Annotated in this window: 16 protein-coding genes; 6 read left to right on the top strand and 10 right to left on the bottom strand. The window is 36.9% G+C overall.

The window, feature by feature from the left end; translation table 11 throughout:
• Nucleotides 1-21 precede the first annotated feature (21 nt).
• Nucleotides 22-999: an ATP-grasp domain-containing protein gene (locus H0486_RS08530; protein ID WP_228352594.1), complete on the top strand. Its 978-nt coding sequence runs from the start codon at nt 22-24 to the stop codon at nt 997-999.
• On the opposite strand, the gene H0486_RS08535 is transcribed toward H0486_RS08530, so the two are convergent.
• A complete protein-coding gene (locus H0486_RS08535; protein ID WP_228352595.1) occupies nt 893-1537 on the bottom strand; it encodes an HAD family hydrolase in 645 nt (214 codons plus the stop codon). The genes H0486_RS08530 and H0486_RS08535 overlap by 107 nt on opposite strands.
• Nucleotides 1538-1903: 366 nt before the next feature.
• On the opposite strand from H0486_RS08535, the gene H0486_RS08540 reads away from it, so the two are divergent.
• From H0486_RS08540 to H0486_RS08550, 3 genes are all read left to right on the top strand, one after another.
• On the top strand, nt 1904-3574 hold the full coding sequence (locus H0486_RS08540; protein WP_228352596.1) for a formate--tetrahydrofolate ligase: 1671 nt from the start codon (nt 1904-1906) through the stop codon (nt 3572-3574).
• Nucleotides 3575-4096: 522 nt separating this feature from the next.
• Entirely contained in the window at nt 4097-5308 is a 1212-nt protein-coding gene (locus H0486_RS08545) for a hypothetical protein (protein ID WP_228352597.1), read from the top strand.
• Nucleotides 5309-5374: 66 nt separating this feature from the next.
• Complete coding sequence (locus H0486_RS08550; RefSeq protein WP_228352598.1) at nt 5375-5956, top strand: superoxide dismutase; 582 nt, start codon at nt 5375-5377, stop codon at nt 5954-5956.
• A gap of 167 nt (nt 5957-6123) precedes the next feature.
• On the opposite strand, the gene H0486_RS08555 is transcribed toward H0486_RS08550, so the two are convergent.
• Nucleotides 6124-6552, bottom strand: a complete 429-nt coding sequence (locus H0486_RS08555; RefSeq protein ID WP_228352599.1) for an aspartate carbamoyltransferase regulatory subunit — start codon at nt 6550-6552, stop codon at nt 6124-6126.
• Entirely contained in the window at nt 6552-7466 is a 915-nt protein-coding gene (gene pyrB, locus H0486_RS08560) for an aspartate carbamoyltransferase (protein ID WP_228352600.1), read from the bottom strand. Before pyrB ends, H0486_RS08555 begins: the two co-directional genes overlap by 1 nt.
• A gap of 825 nt (nt 7467-8291) precedes the next feature.
• Here pyrB and H0486_RS08565 point away from each other — a divergent pair.
• A complete protein-coding gene (locus tag H0486_RS08565) occupies nt 8292-11504 on the top strand; it encodes a DEAD/DEAH box helicase (protein WP_228352601.1) in 3213 nt (1070 codons plus the stop codon).
• Nucleotides 11505-11549: 45 nt separating this feature from the next.
• Nucleotides 11550-12050 carry a flavodoxin family protein gene (locus H0486_RS08570; RefSeq protein WP_228352602.1) on the top strand — a complete coding sequence of 167 codons (501 nt, stop codon included), beginning with the start codon at nt 11550-11552 and terminating at the stop codon, nt 12048-12050.
• A 136-nt stretch (nt 12051-12186) separates the two neighbouring features.
• Here H0486_RS08570 and H0486_RS08575 read toward each other — a convergent pair whose 3' ends face one another.
• The 7 genes from H0486_RS08575 to H0486_RS08605 all read right to left on the bottom strand — a co-directional run bounded on the left by H0486_RS08575 (nt 12187) and on the right by H0486_RS08605 (nt 19190).
• Complete coding sequence (locus tag H0486_RS08575) at nt 12187-12792, bottom strand: biotin transporter BioY (protein ID WP_228352603.1); 606 nt, start codon at nt 12790-12792, stop codon at nt 12187-12189.
• A 113-nt stretch (nt 12793-12905) separates the two neighbouring features.
• Nucleotides 12906-13880, bottom strand: coding sequence for a biotin--[acetyl-CoA-carboxylase] ligase (locus H0486_RS08580; RefSeq protein ID WP_228352604.1), 975 nt, complete (start codon nt 13878-13880; stop codon nt 12906-12908).
• A 292-nt stretch (nt 13881-14172) separates the two neighbouring features.
• Complete coding sequence (locus H0486_RS08585) at nt 14173-15189, bottom strand: DUF2304 domain-containing protein (protein WP_228352605.1); 1017 nt, start codon at nt 15187-15189, stop codon at nt 14173-14175.
• Between the two features lie 65 nt (nt 15190-15254).
• Complete coding sequence (tyrS, locus tag H0486_RS08590) at nt 15255-16487, bottom strand: tyrosine--tRNA ligase (protein ID WP_228352606.1); 1233 nt, start codon at nt 16485-16487, stop codon at nt 15255-15257.
• A 140-nt stretch (nt 16488-16627) separates the two neighbouring features.
• Entirely contained in the window at nt 16628-17416 is a 789-nt protein-coding gene (locus H0486_RS08595) for an ABC transporter permease (protein ID WP_228352607.1), read from the bottom strand.
• The gene (locus tag H0486_RS08600; protein ID WP_228352608.1) at nt 17413-18207 is read right to left on the bottom strand and encodes an ABC transporter permease; all 795 of its coding nucleotides are present in this window, start codon (nt 18205-18207) and stop codon (nt 17413-17415) included. Before H0486_RS08600 ends, H0486_RS08595 begins: the two co-directional genes overlap by 4 nt.
• The gene (locus tag H0486_RS08605) at nt 18204-19190 is read right to left on the bottom strand and encodes an ABC transporter ATP-binding protein (RefSeq protein ID WP_228352609.1); all 987 of its coding nucleotides are present in this window, start codon (nt 19188-19190) and stop codon (nt 18204-18206) included. Before H0486_RS08605 ends, H0486_RS08600 begins: the two co-directional genes overlap by 4 nt.
• Nucleotides 19191-19662 lie beyond the last annotated feature (472 nt).

Below are 19662 nucleotides of genomic sequence, written 5' to 3' on the forward strand. Positions count from 1 at the left end.
TGGTGAGAAAGTGATAACGTTATGATAGCATGGATTATTTATTTTCGCGATAATGCTGATTATAATGCACAATATATTCAGTATTATATGGAGGAAGGAAAAAAGCTTGGCATTACAGTCAGGCTTATTCTTGTTGAGGAGCTTGAATATGGCGTCAGAAATAATCAGTGGTTTGTTACCTATCAGAATAAAGAGATTGAGAAACCCGATTTTATTATTAATCGCACCATATATCCTTTACTATCGAAGCAATTTGAATATATGGGGATTCCGGTATTCAATAATTCCTTTGTTTCAGAGATATGTAATGATAAGGCAAGAACCTATCAGCACTTAGCAAGAACTGGAATCTCCATGATAGACACCTGTTTCTATAAGAATACACGGATTAAGGAACTACTCAACCGAAGAGATGGAGCTTCATCGACAGTGATCAAATCGGTAGATGGCCATGGTGGACAGCAAGTATTTTTATTAAGTGATTGCATTCGTTCCGGGAATAATAAAAAACAAGAAGATATGATACAAAGACTGGGACACTCCGATGTGGTGGTACAGCCCCTTATCGGAGGACGACATCAGGATTTGAGGGTATATGTCATCGGTACTGAGATTATTGCAGCCGTTCTTCGAACCGCCAAAGAGGGCTTTAAATCCAACTTTTCCCTCGGTGGAGATGTCAGAAGCTATGAGCTTTCGCCTGATGAAATAGAGATCGTTCAAAAAATTATTAATGAATTTGAGTTTGGGTTAGTAGGAATTGATTTTATCATAGGAGATAAAGGTGAGCTAATCTTTAATGAGATTGAGGATGTAGTAGGGTCAAGAATGCTTTATCGATGCTCTGACATTAATATTGTGGAGTTGTATTTAAAGCATATCCTTAAAAACATTAAATCAATGTTAGTAACTCCTTGGGAGTATCAATCAGATAGTCAGCACCCGCATTTCGTAAAACTTCACGACAACGAAAACCCCAAGTCACTCCGATACATGTGATTCCGGCATTTTTGGCAGTCTGTACATCGGTTTCTGAATCTCCTACCAATACAGTACTTTCTAGATTAGAGCCCAGTTGCTCAATTGCAGTAAATATGCTATCCGGAGCAGGCTTACGTCTGATTTCAGCAGTTTCACCGATTGCAACGGGAATCATAGAACCAAAGTATGTTTTGGAAAGAGACTTCACTGCAGTATCATATTTATTCGAAACAATCGCCAGTTTGTAATTGAATCGGTATAAGTCTAAAAGCAGTTCCATAATACCGTCATAGGGTCTGGTTTTGTTTTGCATATTATGACTATAATGCTCTTTAAATTCCATAAGAATTTGATCTACTTCCTCCTCGTTGCAAGAGGTTGGAACGGAAAGACGAACCAGATTTCTCACTCCATTTCCGACAAATGAACGAACATCCTCTATGGTTCTCGGAGAGAACCCCTTTAATATTAATATCTCATTTAAACTATCACGCAAATCATCTAATGTATTTAATAAAGTTCCATCCAAATCAAATATTATGGTATTGTATTTCATGAACTACATCCTTTCGTTATACTAAATATCAGTTTAAAAAAGTGTTTTATATTAACTAATTAGAAGCAATTGACATTATTTTAAATAAACACATCTGTAGTATATACATAAAGCATTTCGAAACGCAAGTAGTTTTTATGTTTCAAATTATTTTCAAAGAATTCCTTTAAGCAGTCCTGATATATTTCTATTGAAATATGGAAGGGGAATCCTTATAATAAACTTTGTGCCTATGTTTTGATGATACAATACGAATCAACTGTTTACGATGTAAAATCTAATAAAATAATTTATACATACTTCGGCTTATTTAACATTAGTTAATGAATATAAAGCGATTATTAATTTTGAAAGGCGGGTATCGGTATGAAATCGGATATTGAAATTGCACAGGGAGCGAATTTAGTCCATATTAAGGAAGTAGCAGCTAAACTTAACATCGCTGAAGATGATCTGGAGTTCTACGGAAAATATAAAGCAAAGCTTTCTGATGAGTTGTGGGACAAGGTAAAGGATAGACCGGACGGCAAACTGGTACTAGTTACAGCAATTAATCCGACTCCGGCAGGTGAAGGAAAGACCACAACCACGGTAGGTCTTGGACAGGCATTGGGTAAAATGAATATAAAGTCCGTTATTGCGTTACGCGAGCCGTCCTTAGGGCCATGCTTTGGTATAAAGGGAGGAGCAGCCGGTGGCGGTAATGCACAGGTGGTTCCGATGGAGGATTTGAATTTACATTTTACCGGTGATTTTCATGCAATTACATCAGCAAATAATTTATTGGCTGCTATGCTGGACAATCATATACAACAGGGAAATGCTTTAAACATCGATACGAATCAGGTGGTATGGAAACGATGCGTGGATATGAATGACCGAGTATTACGCAATATCGTCGTGGGATTAGGACGTAAAGCCGATGGTGTGGTAAGAGAGGATCATTTTATAATTACAGTGGCATCGGAGATAATGGCGGTACTATGTCTTGCTGAGAATATGACGGATTTAAAGGAACGTTTAGGACGAATTGTTATTGCCTATACTTATGACGGTAAGCCTGTCACAGCGAAGCAAATTAATGCGGTTGGTGCTATGGCAGCACTCTTAAAGGATGCTCTTAAGCCGAATTTGATACAGACTCTTGAGAATACTCCTGCAATCATTCACGGGGGACCCTTCGCTAATATTGCACATGGCTGCAACAGCGTAAGAGCAACAAAAACAGCACTTAAGCTAGCCGATGTAGTAGTTACGGAAGCAGGATTTGGAGCGGATCTCGGTGCAGAGAAATTCCTCGATATTAAATGCCGTATGGCCGGATTAAAACCGGATGCTATTGTATTGGTAGCTACCATCAGAGCGTTGAAATATAATGGCGGTGTACCCAAGACAGAGCTATCCAAAGAAAATCTACAGGCACTTAAGAGTGGTATTGTAAATCTGGAAAAGCATATTGAAAACCTGCAAAAATACGGTGTACCGGTAATTGTGAGCCTGAATCGTTTTATTACAGATACAGAAGCAGAGCTATCCTTTGTGAAGGAATTCTGCGAAAGCCGTAATTGTGAATTCTCTCTTTGTGAAGTATGGGAGAAAGGTGGAGAGGGTGGCATCGATCTGGCAAATAAGGTTCTTACTACCATTAAGACGAAGGAAAGTAATTATAAACCACTTTATGATGTAAAGCTATCCATCAAAGAAAAAATTGAAACAATAGCTAAGGAAATTTACGGTGCAGAGGGAGTTACCTATGATCCTGCTGCCGAAGCGGCAATAAAATCTATTGAATCACTGGGTTATAAGGAACTGCCAGTATGTATGGCAAAGAACCAATACTCCTTATCGGATGATCCTACAAAGCTGGGAAGACCAACCGGATTTACTATCAATATTCGTGAGGTTTATGTTTCTGCCGGTGCAGGATTTGTGGTAGCAATCACAGGCACAATAATGACAATGCCTGGATTGCCTAAAATTCCTGCTGCTGAAGGAATTGATGTGGATGAGAACGGTAGAATAACAGGGCTATTCTAAAGGGATTTGTACAAGGTAAGATTGAATATTAGGTAGGGATGGGGATACGGTAATGATATGTATTTCCTTACCTCTACATCCATCCGTACATTGTCCGTAACTGATTTGACATATAATGAATGTCAATCCGTTACGGACAATTTTTGTACGTCTGTAACGGTAAAGGAAATACATTTATCATTACCGTACCCCTTCACCTACCTAATATTCAATCTTACCTTGGGATATAGGTAATGCAAAAAAATACTGATAGATAGAGAATTATGGTGGGAGATACATTGATTAATATATATTTATGCGTTTTATAAAGTTAAAAAATATATTAAAAGATTACTTGTTTAATATGATTTTGGCCATACAGGGGGAGTTGCTACTTTTTGTATAATTATGCCAATTTTATATTTATAGTAAATTATAACTAATTATACATAAATTATTGACTTAACTAAATTAAGAGTATAAAGTCTTTAATGGTAACATATGTAAGAATGAACTAGATACAAAAGTAGCAGGAGGACAGATATGAAAAGAGTTATTAGCACAATCATGATTATCATTGTTTCTATGCTGTTAGCTGTGCCAGGAGTAAACATTCAGGCAAGTGAAAATACTACTAAGAAAGGTATTTCCAACTATATTCCCAAGGATGCTTCACAGATGCTCTTAGCGAATGAACAGTCTGAGTTAATTCCGGATTTGCTTCAGACAGAAAAGGATTTTGCAGCATTTGATAGTTATTATAAAGTGAATTTTCCAGAGTCTACGAAAGAGCTTGTAATGCCAATCAAGATTTCGGCAAAGGGATGCTTGCAGATAGTATTAGAGGAGATCACCACAAATTATAGTAATCTTGTGGTTAGTGTATATTCAGATAGTAGCTGTACTTCAAAAATTGGTAATTCGGTTTATTTATTTTGCGGTGATTTATACAAGGAAAATAGCATAACATTAAAAGAAAGCGGAACCTATTACCTTAAATATGAATTATCAAGGCCATCAGATACAGAAGCTCTGGATTTTGTTATCGGTCTGGCCTTGTACAGCAATGAGAATAAAGACTTAACAAAAGACCCCATCTTATCGTATCAGGATAGAGATTTGTCAGATATCACTTATAAAATCAAAGTTGACAGTACGGGATATATTACAGTTCAATTTGCGGCATTTGATGATGAGTATGGGTATAGTAGTAAATTCCAGCTATTAAATAAGGATAAGAAAGCTGTTTCTAAAGAGGCTAATCTAAGCGCTAAAAAAAATGATAAGGGTAAATATAACGATATTGTGCAGTATTATGCAGTCACCAAAGGTACCTATTATTTAAAAGTTAACACGAACAAGGGTCTGTATGGAATAAAATATAAATTTACTTCTGTAAAGGATAAAGCTGGTTCCAGCAAGTCAAAAGCAACTGCGCTTAAGCTTGGAGGATCGGCAGTCAAAGGTATCTGTGCTGTTACAGATAAAACAAGCAAAGGGGATTGGTATAAGTTTACATTATCAAAAAGTAAAAGCATCAAGATTACTATTAATTCAAAAAGTGATGGGAATCTTAAAGTAGAGATAATGGATAGTAGCGGAAAACCAATATTGTATGGAATCAGAACACTCTATGAAAAAGAGTATGAACTCGAATTGAAATCAAGTGGTAAGTGGAATAAAGGAACATATTATATTAAAGTAACGAAGCCGGATAAAAAGAGCTCAGGTTACTATACAGTTAAAGTTAAATAATATCCCTTAATTAAAGCAAAAGGAGGCTACCCTCCTTTTACAATACAAATAGGAGGATTGGTCATCATGATAGAAAAAGTACAGTTTATACACACAGATGATATCACTGTAGTGAATCAGGAGCAATTCGAAGCCCATATGAGGTTATACGAAGGATATGTTACGAACATTAACAAGATTGATGAGGAACTCATCCGGGGCAATGCGCAAAGAGATCAAGCGAACACGACCTTTAGCTATTATAGGGAATTAAAACGTGGTGAGACCTTTGCATTAAACGGGGTGATTCTTCATGAACTTTACTTTGAGAACATTGGTGGAACGGAAACAGAACCGGATCAAACGTCCAGAGCAAAGCTGGAAAGAGATTTTGGTAGCTTTGATCAATGGAAAGAAGATTTTATCGCAACTGCTAAGGCAAGTCGAGGCTGGGCTGTTCTATCCTTTGATCAGAGAAGCGGAAGATTACGAAATATTAGTTTAGATGCCCATGATCTTGGTAATATAGCATATTCGGCACCTATTTTAGTGTTAGACATGTATGAACATGCTTACTTCCTTCAATATGCAGATAAAAAAGTTGACTATATTAATAATTTTATGAATAATATCAACTGGACCGTTGTCAGCGGAAGAATGATGTTTTAATACGCACAAATAGCGTGTGATTGATGATCCAATAGAAGAAGTATTCTTTAATTGGAATATTCTATCACACGCTATTCTTTTATTCGTTATATAATGTTATTTATTTAAAATTGATTGACATTAATTATGTTAAATAGGTTGTGTACGATGGCCAATATCATGCAAAGTTATCTACGATCGAAGGCTTGTTCACAGTAAGTGCAGCGGTATACTCCATTGGCACGATCCGTTAGTTTAAAGGTATGGCTGATTCCTGGCTCTACAGAAGTAATGCATCTTGGATTTTTACATTTCAGAATATTCGTAACCTTATCCGGCAACGTAGGATTCTTCTTTTCGATGATTACACCATTTTCGATAATATCAATGGTGATACGGTGATCGATGGCACCTAGAATATCCAAATCCAAATCATCTAAAGTACCTTCAATCTTTATAATATCCTTCTTACCCATTTTATTGCTTTTTGCATTCTTAATAATTGCTACGGATACATCCTTGTTTTCCAGATCAAGATAGGAGTAAATCTTCATTGCACCTCCAACTTTAATATGATCGATCACAATACCCTGATTTAATACACCGATATTCAGCATTATACCACCTCCAATAATTTCATAATAAGAGCCATTCGAACATAGACACCAAACTCTGCTTGCTTAAAATATACTGCACGGGGATCGTCATCCACTTCTGTTGCAATTTCATTCACTCTTGGAAGAGGATGCAGTACCAACATATCATTTTTAGCATGGGCCATCTTTTTCATATCCAGAATATAGATATCCTTCAAGCGGATGTAGTCCTCCTCATTGAAGAAGCGCTCTCTCTGAACTCTTGTCATATAGAGAATATCCAGTTTCGGCATTGCATCCTCAAGGCTTCGGACCTCCTCATAGGGAATCTGGTTTGCATCGAGAACCTCTTCCCGGATATAGGTGGGTACCCGCAGCTCCTCCGGTGAAATCAGTACATAGTTAATATTTTCGTATCTTGCTAAAGCATTAATCAAGGAATGTACAGTACGTCCAAACTTTAAATCACCGCAAAAGCCGATGGTTAATGAATGTAAACGTCCTTTCAGATTCTTTATAGTTAATAAATCAGTGAAGGTTTGAGTGGGATGATTATGACCGCCGTCTCCGGCATTGATAACGGGAATAGAAGAGTAAGTAGATGCAACGTATGGGGCGCCTTCCTTTGGATGGCGGATAGCACAGATATCAGCGTAGGAGGAAATTACTCGGATAGTATCGGCAACACTTTCGCCTTTAGCAGCTGAACTGGAATCAGCGGATGAGAATCCTAAGACACTACCACCAAGATTAATCATTGCAGCCTCAAAGCTAAGTCGTGTTCGAGTACTTGGTTCGTAGAATAGTGTTGCGAGCTTTCTTCCGCGGCATACATCAGAGAACATTTTTGGATTTTGAATGATTTCTTCAGACAATTCTAGAAGTTCGTTCAGCTCTGAAACCGTAAGGTCGGTCGGACTGATGATATGTTTCATAAGTACCTCCGTATATTGTTATTATTTTATTTTCTTAACTAAATATTGTAATATAAATGATACAAAATTACAATTAAAAAATTGAACTTCTTTTTCTCAATGAACATAGAATATGACTGAAAGATAGTATGTATTTATGGATTATAGAATAGCCATGTAGTTTTTAAGTGTTATTGATATACAAAAAGGCATAATAAGTAAAATAAATTAATAATAACAAATAAAATTATAAATTAACTGAAAATAGTATTGACATAATTAATATTGTCGTGTAAAATATAGACATACCAAAGAGATGAATTACATAATCTTAGGTATAAAGAATAGAAAGAAAGGAATGAGTCCCTTGAAAAGATAAGTTTATTTGTATTACCTCTATCGAGTGAATACATAATGATACAGAGGAAAAGAAGGTATGGATCACCAAAGACTTTAGTGTAATATCTTTAGGAATATGTAAGAAAGGAAGGTATGGACCACCGAAGACTTTAGTGTAATATCTCAAAGGAATATGTAAGAAAGGAAGGTATGGACCACCAGACACTTAAGTTTATATCTCAACAAAATGAAAGAAAGGAAGGTACAGACCACCTTACACTTTAGTATATTAAAAGATTTGATGGTTGGTACTGATCACCATAGGCTTTGCGATTTATTCAAAGCGTTTCTGGAAATGAGATGTCAGGTACCGCAATAATATGAATCATTTGACATAGAAAGAGAGTATCTATTTAATTTTTTGGATACTCTCTTTTAATTATGCTTACACTTTTTCTTAATAATGTGTTATAATATTCAGATACAATTTAAGAAAGGTGTGCGTATATGATTCAAATTTCGCGTACTGGAATACGTAATCTTGCTTCCAATGATACAATTTATGCCAGAGGCTTGCAGTATTATAAGGATAATCGCATCGTGAATGCGACTTATTCTAATGCAAACAAGCAATATCGAATGGTTGTAAAAGGAAACTATAATTATTCCGTTACCATCGATGAACAAGAGGACGGATCCTTTGATTATAATTGTAACTGCCCTTCGAGATTAAAGGATCAAGGGGCATGTAAGCATGTGGTGGCTGCTTTGTTATTTGTATTAAAATACCAGGAGCGTACGCTATTATCTGAATCGAAAAGTCCGGAGGAACGAAAGGCTATTGCTATATTGGATTACTTTGTTTCTCAGGAGGATACTGTATTAGTCGGAGAAACATTTAATTTAGAATTAGTTATCACAATTCCGTCCATATTAAAAGGAGAACATGCGCGGGCTATCGCTTCGCTGCGAGGAGGAAGCAACCGTAAATATAAAATTCAGACGATTAAGAAGTTTTTATCAGATATTTATCATCATGAGAACTTTGCCATTGGAAAGGAATTTAAGTATATTCATGGAGAAAGTACGTTTGATTCTACCTCGTTAAAACTGATGGATTATTTGTTGGGAATTTATGAAATACAAGAAGTGATTGATGGTACTCACTTTTCTAAGATTTTTTCAAAATCTCAGATGTTTATTACTAAGAATATGCTTATAAAGCTTTTGGATATACTTGATGGTAACCCATTTACTTTAGAACTGTATGGAAAAGTATATAATAATGTGGTGTTTGTACGAGGGAATCCTTCCATAGCTTACCAGCTTACCATAGAGGATGACTCAATAAGTGTTGATTATCAGGGAAAAGAGGCCGTTCTTCCGATCACGGAGACTGGAGAATTACTTTATACGGATGGAAAGGTTTATTATCCGGATAAGAAATTTATACGCAATTATAAACCCTTTTATAATAGCTTTGGGAAGGACAGAGAGCCACTCGTTTTCAGGGGTGACAGTAAGAACCGATTCTTAGAATATGTATTACCGAAAATAAGTGAAACGATGGTCCTTGATGTACCAGAAGAATTAAAAAGCAGGTATATTTCCTGTGATATGGAAGCGAAGTTATATTTTGATAAATATAAATCAGGGATAAAGGCTGAGTTAAAGTATAAATATGGAGATTATGAATTCAATTCCTTCGGGAATGCTTCCTCCGGTTCGTTTATTATTGTTCGACAGCGGGAGAAAGAGGATGCCATTATAACAGACCTACTAAAGATGGGATTTGTACCATATAAAAACTTTTATTTAATGAAGGATGAAGACAAGATATATGATTTTCTATCTGGGAAAGTAATGGAGCTTGAATCAAAGGCTAATTTATTCTATTCGGAAGATTTTCGCAGACTTGGAATCAGAGCGCCAGGAGGCTTTAAGGCAGGTGCAAGAATCAACTCTGAGTTTAATATGCTGGAGCTTGATCTTTCTTTTGATGAGGTGCCAAGGGAAGAACTAAAGGAATTACTTCATTCATATCAGATAAAAAAGAAATACTACCGTCTAAAGAATGGCAGCTTTATTGATCTTGAGGATAAAACCATTGGAGAGCTATCAAGGATATTGAGCTCCTTAAATATTAATAATAAGAATATAAAAGAAGATACGATATTATTGGAAAAGCAAAATGCTCTCTATCTTAACAAGGTATTTACTGATAAGGAGTTTGAATTTGAACGTGATCGGGATTTTATGGCATTAACAGATAAAATCTTGAATCCCAATAAGACGGATTATAAGATACCCGATGGAATTCAGGCGAATTTACGCCCCTATCAGTTAACCGGATTTAAATGGTTGAAAACTTTGGCTGGTAATGAATTAGGGGGTATTCTGGCAGACGACATGGGATTGGGTAAAACCCTACAATCCATTGTGTATATTGCTTCGGAAGTCAATGAAAATAAGAATACGCATCATTTGATTGTATGCCCGACCTCATTAATCTATAACTGGCAGGATGAGATTGAGAATTTTGCACCTTTTCTCAAAACCTTAGTTGTCAGTGGTAATCCTGCAGAAAGACAAGCAGCAATTGAAAACTATGAAAAGTATGACGTGTTAATTACCTCGTATCCTTTGATACGAAGGGATGTCGCATTTTACGAAAAAATCAATTTTCATACAGTTTTCATTGATGAAGCACAGTTTATTAAGAATGATTCCTCCCTCAATGCCAAATCAGTGAAACGACTACGAGCGAAGCATCGCTTTGCGTTAACTGGTACTCCTATAGAGAACAGTTTATCTGAATTATGGTCTATATTTGATTTTATTATGCCGGATTATTTGAATAGTCATTCCCACTTTGTTGAGGTATATGAAAAACCAATTCTTAAGGAGGATAAAGAAGCTTTAAATGATCTCCATCAGCATATTGAGCCTTTTATACTTAGACGTATGAAGAAGGATGTATTAACGGAGCTACCGGATAAATATGAAACAAAGATGCTGACCGAATTATCTGAGGGACAGAAGCTGGTATATTTATCATTTTTAGAGAATATTCGCAATGAGCTAAGTTCAGAAATTGAAGAAAAAGGTGTTGAAAAGAGCAGAATAAAGATTTTAGCTGCGCTTACCAGACTCCGTCAGATCTGCTGCCACCCGTCTACATTTTTAGATAATTATCAGGGCGGAAGCGGAAAGCTGGAACTTCTAATGGAATTAATTCCTGAAGCTATTGCGAACGATCATCGCATCTTAGTGTTCTCGCAATTTACTTCAATGCTCCGGATTATTGAAAATGAGTTGAAGGATTTAGAAATTCCATATTTTTATCTTGAGGGATCTACACCGACGGAGGAGCGGAATGATTTCGTAAAACGTTTTAATGCAGGAGATGGGAAGGTATTTTTAATCTCCTTAAAAGCTGGTGGAACTGGCTTAAATCTTACCGGAGCGGATACAGTAATTCATTATGATCCATGGTGGAATCCGGCTGTGGAGGATCAGGCAACGGACAGAGCCTATCGGATCGGTCAGCAGAATAAGGTACATGTTATGAAGCTGATTACAAAGGGCACAATCGAAGAAAAGATTTTTAAGCTACAGCGTAAGAAGAAGGAATTATCTGATTCAATCATCAGTTCAAAGGAGGTATTTATCAATACCTTATCAAGAGAAGAATTGGAAGAGTTGTTTTCTCCGATGTAGCTTATGATATCGTCTAGGAAATTTCTACGAATATGGAGGAAATTTATGAGCGCACTGATGGTTTATTACTCCCTGGAAGGTAACACAGATTATATTGCGAAGGAAATCGCTTCAAGATGTGGAGCAGATTTGGTTCGCCTGATACCGAAAAAAGGCTATGCAACCGGTAAAGCAAGTAAATATGTATGGAATGGCTTCTGTATCACTTTTCATATGAAACCAAAACTGGTTAATGAGAAGATACCGGTTGATAGATACGATACAATTATTATAGGAACACCGGTATGGTCCAGCGATTGTGCACCGCCCCTTTTGACATTTTCCTCAGAGTATCAGATTAAGAATAAAAATATTTACTTTGTGATATGTCATGCTGGAGGTGGCGGAACGAAAACAATGCTTAAAATGGAGCGATACTTGGATGGCAATATAATCAAAGGAAAAGTTGAGTTCCGTGATCCGTTAAAAGGAATGGATAAGGAAGTAGAGCAGAAGCTTAAGGAATTCTGTAAAGCGATTACTGAACAGAAAACATATAATATGTAATCATCTGAGGATGTCAATATCCTTTCATTGATACAAGATTATAAGATAATAAGAAGAAAAAACACGCTCACGATACCAAAAGCTGCTTTCAGTAGCGAAGGTATCTTATAGAGCGTGTTTTTGGCTTATGGTTTTATTAATTGCTCAGAATGTTATTTCGACTTAAGGCCTTTCGAATTACAGTACTGATCGAAATGGCTAGGATGATCTTTAATAAATCAAACAGGACAAAGGGTACCACACAAAGGGTTAACGCTGTGATAAAATCATTTCCTGAAACTATTGTAAACCATATAGTTCCAATTATATAGCAAAGAAGGAGAGAAAGAAGCATACCAGCGATTAATCCTAACAATTTGTTCTTTTTGATGTATTTATAAAGCATTGCTGTAACAAATGCCATGAGGGGGTATGCCATCAAATAGCCTCCAGTATAACCGGTCAGGACCTGAAATCCTCCCTTTAATCCAGCAAATACAGGGACACCGAATGCTCCCAGTAATATATATGCCAGCACAGATAATAAAGCATAACGAGGTTGGAGAAGGGCACCGGTTAAAAAGATGGATAATAAGGATAATGTAAATGGAATGGGTTGAATAGGTATTGCAATCTGGGACATAATGCAGATAACTGCTGTAAACAATCCAGTAAGTACTAAGTCCACGGTATTAATTTTATTAGTAGTTCCTTGCTTTACATCATTCATGGTTTTCTGTAACCGGACCTGCTGGCCCGGCATTCCTTTCTTTCTATGATATTATGAAATATATTACAGTTGCAGATCAGATGGAGACGGTTGCTCTATGGTAAGTTATTATGTCTGAATATTTATTATGCAACAAACCGTGGCGGCTACCTCTGACGTACGCTTACTTCTCCGGAGATTAGGGCTTCCTTCGAATGATCTTCGTACTCCACAACCAGTCTTGCCTGATCATCAATGGCAATGGCTTTCGCAAAGGTCTGCTCCTTTCCCTTAAGAACGATAATATCCTTACCGATTAGGAAGGAACGGCTACGATAATCCTCCAGATAAGATTTGTCGGTTAAGTTATTCATGCAGTCGGCCATATTATTAAGTACTTCAGCTACCAGCATGGACGTAATAGGCGCATCCTTTGGCTTTTCTGAGAATACAGAGCCTGCAATCGATTGAATATCCTGGGGGAAATCATTTGTCTCAATATTGATGCCAACGCCTACAACAGCGTACTCCAAACCACCATTTTCAAAATTCAGGGAAGCTTCCGTTAAGATACCACATACTTTTTTTCCATGGATGTAGATATCATTTACCCATTTTATTTCTGCCTTTACCTTCGCAATCCTTTCCATTGCTTTTGCAACAGCTACGGCAGTGGAAGTGGTTATCAATAAGGAATCCTCCAAACTCAATTCCGGTCTTAGGATGATAGAAAAGTAGATACCGGTATCATGGGGAGAGTAGAAGGTTCTGCCCATACGACCTCGTCCTTCTGTCTGTTCTCTTGCGATAATCACCGTACCAGCTTTTGCTCCCTTCGCAGCCATTTCCTTTGCAACCGTATTGGTTGAAGTTACTGTTTGTCTTACATCCAGAGAGAATAAGGCTGCTTTTTCCGATAGATATGGTACTATGCTTTCTACAGAAATAATATCATTATTGGGCAATAGGGAATAGCCTTTATTGGTTACGGCTTCAATTCGATATCCATCCTTTTGCAGAGCTTTCACTGCTTTCCATATGGAGCTACGAGTTACAAAAAGCTTTTCTGCCAGTTTGGCACCATTGACGGAGCTTCCGCGATTTTCTTCCAGTATTTTAAGTACCTGTTGTTTTAATTCCATAGTAATTCATCCTGTTCTTAATGATCATTAATTTGTGGGATTTGAATTCTTACGTTTCCAATTCTAACATAGAACTCTGTATTGTCAACCCTTATGAAGCAAAGAGTCGACAATTATATGCAATATTCATTGTGAGATATATCAAATTACTTATCCGATTTTTATTACACAAACCTTTCATGAGTGATATGAACGGACTTAGGAGTACTTTTATCAGAATGCAATTCATAAAAAGAGGATATCGGAGAAGAAAACTGCTTCTCCAATATCCTCGATATATAGTCTGTATTTTTTATTTCTCAGGTGTATCATAGGTCTTGTTGTAGAATTCTTCAATTAACCGATCTAAATAGGCCAGGTTTTGAGAACCAAATTCATTGATTAACATCTCCTTCACTGTATCCGTTAATTTGATATAGTTTAACTCATCGGAGATGTTCTCGTCACGAAGTGATTGTATGAAGCTTTCGTTCAGATTTTGCTCCAGCCAGGAATTAATCTCTTCTGTTAGTTTTTCCTCTGCTTCGATTTCAGCCTGAACTGATTTTGCTTTCTTTTGAGTACTTATCGCGATATAGAGGAAGAATAGGAATAAAGCTCCTAGTACCAGGTTCGGTATCCAGCCCTTAAATAAGCTTAAAATACCAACCAGATTCAATATAACAAAGATAAGACCAGCGATACCAAAGAAAAGGAAAACCCATACCGTACCGGCTAAATCTTTATATTGATCCGCTTTCATTACATAAGAAGAGGAACTCTGGTTATCGTCCATACCCGTATCATCCGCTTCCGGAATCTCGGCATCATAAGCAAATTCGTCTAAGGAAGAAGCGGAAGCCTCTTCATAAGGCAGAGGAGAACTTTCAGCTACCATATCATCTGGTACTGTATTTGTAGAATCATCCGCTTCGTTGTTGTCGTCGGAGATATCAACACCGATTTCATCATTATCCGAACCGTTATTCTCATCTGAAGAAGTAGTGGAGCTGTGTGTGAGTTTACTATTTGCCAGTCGTTCCCGTTCTACAAAATAAAAGGCCTGATATAGTTTCTTCGCTTGCTTTTCTTTCTTTGCTGGTACGGAAATAATATAAACTTGATTTGTCTCATCATATTGTAGTTCGGTTTTTAATTCAGAATAATTAAAATACTTAACCAGCTTGTCGGCTATCATTTTATTATCAGCCTGAAAAAAAGGGATGAAATTCGTCTCCTCCGGTAATTCTTCGACTAAATCAATCTTACAGTCGGAACAAACAGTGAAACCTTCCTGGTATTCGGTTTTGCATTTGGGACACCAAGGCATAATATCAACTCCAATCTTATTTTTTCGATATATTACTGTTGAAATGAAACTTGGTACTGCAAAAATTATTCTGCCATAAAACGATGGTATGCTTTCTTTCCTTTTCTAACTAGAAGAGCACCGTCAGAATTAAAATCGTTGCTTGTAAACACTTTATCAAATTCTTCAACCTTTACATCATTTACAGTGACACCACCCTGCTGAATTGTACGTCTTGCATCGGAACGGGAGCTAGCTAATTTTGCGTCACATAATAAGGTGATTAAATCAATTCCTTCTGCAAAACGAGAAGCAGGATAAGTAGTAGTCGGAATATCGTCGGATTTCATACCGCCGCCAAATAATGCACGTGCTGCCTCTTGAGCTTTAATCGCTTCCTCTTCACCATGCACGGTTTTGGTAATTTCAAATGCAAGCACTTCTTTTGCATGATTAATTTCAGCATCCTTTAATGCACCGAGTCTTCTTACTTCATCCATTGGAAGGAAGGTTAGGAGAGCAAGGCATTCCTCTACCTTAACATCCTCGATATTTCTCCAATACTGATAGAACTCGTAAGGGGAAGTCTTATTCGGATCCAACCATACAGCACCCTTCATGGTTTTACCCATCTTGATGCCTTCACTGGTGGTTAGAAGCTTGAAGGTAAGACCGTAAGCAGGCTTTTGCTCCTTACGACGGATAAGGTCAACACCGCCAAGAATATTGGACCATTGATCATTTCCACCCAACTGCAGGTTACAGCCATATAGCTTATTCAGCTTCCAAAAATCATAGGACTGCATCAGCATGTAGTTAAATTCGAAGAAGGTTAAGCCTTTCTCCATACGCTGTTTATAGCATTCTGCAGTAAGCATTTTATTTACGGAGAAATGAATCCCGATTTCTCTTAAAAATTCCACATAATTGAGATCCAACAGCCAATCTGCATTGTTGGCAATAATCGCTTTTCCATTATCAAAGTCTATAAATCTTGATAACTGTTTTCGGAAGCATTCTGCATTATGCTGAATCGTTTCAACTGTCATAAGGGTTCGCATATCGGATTTGCCGGTAGGGTCACCGATCATCGTGGTACCGCCTCCAAGAAGAGCAATTGGTTTGTGGCCTGCTCTTTGCATATGCATCATAGCCATTACAGTAAGAAAATGTCCTGCGGTCAAACTATCTGCGGTTGCATCAAAGCCTATATAAAAGGTAACGGATTCCTTTCCTAATAATTCGCGAACTTCATCCTCGTGAGTACATTGTTCTATAAACCCACGTTCCTGTAGTATGTCGTATACATTCGTAGACATGGTAATCCTCCTTAACTTGATTTGAAATACTGTTTTCTTTCGGTATTTCCATATTTTCTTTCATAACTATTGTCATTATAAGCGAAAAGATTTCAATTTTCAATGAATTTGTTAATTTGAGTCATATCCATTACTACGATTTAACTGCTGGCGCTTTTATAATTCTTTACACCAAGCTTCCAGAACCAAAGGGTGAAAGCAGTGAATAGTACTACGATCAAGCAGCCGTACGTAATACCTGCCGGAGAAAGTTTACCCGCTATGAATTCTGTGGGAAGAGTCGACATAATTCCATAAGGTAGGATAAAGTAGAATATCACCTTATAGATACCATGAAAGAGGGTGCCGGGTATCTTCATGCAAAGCTCAAGAACGGTATCACTTAATAGTCCCATATTAACCGCTGAAATGGTAAAGAATGAGATAGTTCTGGAAATCACCATCAAATCATACCACAGCAAGGTCATCAATAGGACAAATAGGAAATAAGCAATGAATTTTCCAGGAGTAACAACGATCTTAAGATTATTAACACCATATAAAATGATTATGATGCTGGCAAATATCAAAGGGATTGAACCGGGGTCCACGTTTTCTAAGGACAAACGAAGTAGTGGATTAACCGGTTTAGTCAGGTAATGATCCAAATCCCCGTTTTTGATCTTTACTCCTATATCATTGGTACCAAAGAAGAAGATCACCATATTCAATGCATTGATTAGTGAAAAGGTTCCGATAAAGATAATCATTTCTCCCCGTTCCCATCCGCCTATGGTGTCTACTTGTGAATAGATAGCCTGATAAAGTAATAGCTGCATCAAAAATAGTGTACCATCCACAAAGAAAGCACCAAAGAAGGACAAACGGAATACCATCATTTTGGATAGCTTCATTTTGATTAAAGTTAAGATAAATTTACTATTTCTCATATTCCCACCCCGTCATATCTCACGCGAAGCATTTCATAAGTATATTTATTGATTAGTAAGAATAGTACAATCCATATAGGCAACACAATAAATCCTAATAGGATTTCTCCTTCATTTCTGCCAATAAAGAGCATGGAGGGTAAATAAGTCAGGTAGTAGAAGGGTAAGAATTTCATAGCCCCTACTATCTTCTCCGGTAATAAGACCAATGGAATCATAACACCTGTTACAAATAGCAGGATATTATTCTTAATCATTAAAAACAGATAAATGTCTTCGAATTTTAAGGTCAATAGACCAAGGAAGTAATTCAGCTGTATCATAAATAATATTCCTAATAATGCTATAAGTAGAGCAGCAGCAATATGAAATGGGTTATTTGTAATAGCAAATTTTATTTGAAATATGAAAATCCATACAATGGCTGCAATCAGGTTAAAGACCAGGTAAAATACAGAGGTACCAAAGGTCTGGGATACGAAATAGCCCTGAATATTTGCCGGAATAACCATATATTTTGAAAAGGTACCACCTCTTATTCTGAAGCTGATTTCGTTGCTGACACGATCCGACATATCCAGCTGTGACAGGAAGGAATTGATGATATAGTAGGATAGCATGGTATGGAAGGTGAAGCCTGAGACCAGCTCTCGGGTACCGAATATGTTATTCCAGATCAAATAGGCCGACACGATCTTAACAATGGTGAGAAATACATTGATTGCAATATCAAAACGCCATGCCAGCTGTAATTTAAAGAATAATTTTGATATTTCTAAATATTTTTTCATTCTAACACCTCGTTCTTATCGTTATAAATTCGCTCTACGACGTTACCGATATCTTCCTCCTCGATAGTAATATCACTTAATTCATAACGGTCCAATATATCCTTTAACAGTTTTTGTGATTGCTCCTTACGGATCAGTAAGGTGAGCTTATATGGAGTTTCCTCTAATATGGTATAATCCTGATCAAGCTTACAGGTCTCCTCATGCTCAAAGGAGATTGATATTTTTTTATGAGTCTGATATTTATGAAATAAGGTATCAGTATCACCGTCATATAGCTTAGTCCCCCCATTTATTACCACACATCGTTTACATAATGATTTTATGTCTTCCATGTAATGAGATGTTAATAAAATAGTGGTTCCTTTTGTTTCGTTTACTTCCTTAAGAAATTTACGAATTTGCTTTTGGGCAATAGCATCCAAACCAATAGTAGGTTCATCAAGAAACAATATCTTCGGATTATGAAGTAGAGCAACAATCAGTTCCAGCTTCATCCGTTCCCCCAGAGAGAGGGTACGTACCTGAACATTCATTAGATCGCGAACTCCGAACAGCTCTATGAAATAATTCAGGTTATCCTGGTATTCCTTATCCGGAATATGATATAATTCCTTAAATAATAAGAATGTATCTGCTGCAGAGAGTTCAAAGAATAATTGACTTTTCTGGCCCATAACAACAGCGTATTGTTTTTTAAATGCGTTCTCCAGTTTATTAGGATAATATCCTGCCACAGAGATTTCACCAGAGGTAGGAGCCACGATACCTGTCAGCATCTTAACCAAGGTGGTCTTACCAGCACCGTTTGGCCCAATGAGTCCGATGAATTCCCCCTCATGAACAGTAAAATCAAACTCATTTACAGCAATTTTCGTGATATATTCCCGTTTAAACAGGGATTTTACACTGCCTTTTAATCCTGCGTCCTTCTGAAAACGTCGATAGGTTTTTGTTAAATTCTTAGTTTCAATCACGTTCATTTGTTACATTCCCTTTCCTTTTGATTAATGTCTTTGTTCATGCGTTCCTTAAGTATAGAAAGGCTTAAGAGCAGAATCAAAAAAGCCGCGAACAACGTCTACCTTAGTTTATCGATGGGATAAACAGATAGAAAGCTCCCGAGGACAGAATCATTCCAAATGTGATTGGTTCAGAATGGGGGTTATGCAATCTGTAGGATAGACGTTGTTATTCGTAATAAAACATACGAATAATAGGCATACGAAAAACAGGGTTCGAACCCTGAAGCTCTAAGCCTTAACAACTATGAAGTTGCTTCCATCTAATTTACAGACACAAGTAGCAAAAAAACCCGCCTTTCTTTTTCTAATTTATTAATGTTACCATCTGTAATACATCATCATTATATTTCCATTTTATGATAATGTCAAACATTTATTATATCAGTAATAATGTATACAATGCTTTAATATAATGAATCAAGAAAACAAG

It is taken from the genome of Variimorphobacter saccharofermentans (assembly GCF_014174405.1).
In the GTDB taxonomy this organism is placed as follows: Bacteria; Bacillota; Clostridia; order Lachnospirales; family Lachnospiraceae; genus Mobilitalea; species Mobilitalea saccharofermentans.

Coding starts and splice junctions, on each gene's coding strand:
- H0486_RS08530 (WP_228352594.1), top strand. CDS start 22: ATGATAGCATGGATTATTTATTTTCGCGATAATGCTGATTATAATGCA.
- H0486_RS08535 (WP_228352595.1), bottom strand. CDS start 1,537: ATGAAATACAATACCATAATATTTGATTTGGATGGAACTTTATTAAAT.
- H0486_RS08540 (WP_228352596.1), top strand. CDS start 1,904: ATGAAATCGGATATTGAAATTGCACAGGGAGCGAATTTAGTCCATATT.
- H0486_RS08545 (WP_228352597.1), top strand. CDS start 4,097: ATGAAAAGAGTTATTAGCACAATCATGATTATCATTGTTTCTATGCTG.
- H0486_RS08550 (WP_228352598.1), top strand. CDS start 5,375: ATGATAGAAAAAGTACAGTTTATACACACAGATGATATCACTGTAGTG.
- H0486_RS08555 (WP_228352599.1), bottom strand. CDS start 6,552: ATGCTGAATATCGGTGTATTAAATCAGGGTATTGTGATCGATCATATT.
- pyrB (WP_228352600.1), bottom strand. CDS start 7,466: ATGAAACATATCATCAGTCCGACCGACCTTACGGTTTCAGAGCTGAAC.
- H0486_RS08565 (WP_228352601.1), top strand. CDS start 8,292: ATGATTCAAATTTCGCGTACTGGAATACGTAATCTTGCTTCCAATGAT.
- H0486_RS08570 (WP_228352602.1), top strand. CDS start 11,550: ATGAGCGCACTGATGGTTTATTACTCCCTGGAAGGTAACACAGATTAT.
- H0486_RS08575 (WP_228352603.1), bottom strand. CDS start 12,792: ATGCCGGGCCAGCAGGTCCGGTTACAGAAAACCATGAATGATGTAAAG.
- H0486_RS08580 (WP_228352604.1), bottom strand. CDS start 13,880: ATGGAATTAAAACAACAGGTACTTAAAATACTGGAAGAAAATCGCGGA.
- H0486_RS08585 (WP_228352605.1), bottom strand. CDS start 15,189: ATGCCTTGGTGTCCCAAATGCAAAACCGAATACCAGGAAGGTTTCACT.
- tyrS (WP_228352606.1), bottom strand. CDS start 16,487: ATGTCTACGAATGTATACGACATACTACAGGAACGTGGGTTTATAGAA.
- H0486_RS08595 (WP_228352607.1), bottom strand. CDS start 17,416: ATGAGAAATAGTAAATTTATCTTAACTTTAATCAAAATGAAGCTATCC.
- H0486_RS08600 (WP_228352608.1), bottom strand. CDS start 18,207: ATGAAAAAATATTTAGAAATATCAAAATTATTCTTTAAATTACAGCTG.
- H0486_RS08605 (WP_228352609.1), bottom strand. CDS start 19,190: ATGAACGTGATTGAAACTAAGAATTTAACAAAAACCTATCGACGTTTT.